Source organism: Pseudomonas khorasanensis (assembly GCF_014268505.2).
Taxonomy (GTDB): domain Bacteria; phylum Pseudomonadota; class Gammaproteobacteria; order Pseudomonadales; family Pseudomonadaceae; genus Aquipseudomonas; species Aquipseudomonas khorasanensis.
In genome coordinates, this window is the sequence record NZ_JABWQP020000041.1 from 1 (window position 1) to 849 (window position 849).

1 protein-coding gene is annotated in these 849 nt (G+C 64.3%); it reads left to right on the forward strand.

The features are described 5' to 3' along the window. The coding region (locus HU727_RS25490; RefSeq protein ID WP_225919902.1) for a DUF6531 domain-containing protein at positions 1 to 849 on the forward strand (849 nt) is incomplete at both ends.

Consider the following 849-nt stretch of genomic DNA (forward strand, 5'->3'; position numbering starts at 1 on the left):
GAGCCCCACGACGACGCCCCCGACCAGGCGAAAAACCCCAACGGCGATGCCGCCGACTGCGTCCCCAATACCTGTAAAAACGGCTGCCCGGTGTCGATGGTCACCGGCGAAGAGCTGCTGACCCTGACCGACGCGGTGCTCGACGGCGTGCTGCCGTTCGAATTCACCCGTTTGTACCGCAGCAGCGCGGTCGAAATCGACAGTGGCCTCGGGTTCGGCTGGAGCCATACGCTGGCCCATCGCCTGGCTTTCGACGGCGATGGCGTGATCTGGATCGACCACGAAAACCGCCGCACCCGTTTCCCTTTACCCGACGCAGCGCGCCCGGCCATCCACAACAGCCTGTCGCGGGCGGCGATTTTTCTTGGCGACGAACCCGAAGAACTGATCCTCGCCCTGGCCGGCGACAGCGCGCGGTTTTATCACTTTCGCGCGGGACGGCTGACGGCGATCAGCGACGCCCATGGCAATCGTCTGACGCTGCAACGCGATCGGTCCGACCGTGTTCAGCGCCTGCACAACGGCGCCGGGCGCGCATTGCTGCTGCGCTATGACCGCTCGCAACTGGTGGCGGTCGATTACCAGGTCTTTGCACAGGATAAATGGGCGACCGAGCAAAACCTCGCCAGTTACAGTTTTGATGCCCGGCAGCGCCTGCTGGTTGCGACCAACGCCATCGGCGACAGCGAGCATTACGACTACGACGACCACCACGTCATCCTGCAGCGGCAGTTGACCGGCGGCGCGAGCTTCTTCTGGGAATGGGAACGCGCGGGCAAAGCGGCGCGCTGCGTGCGGCACTGGGCCTCGTTCTCGCAGATGAACACCCGCTACGTCTGGAATGACGAA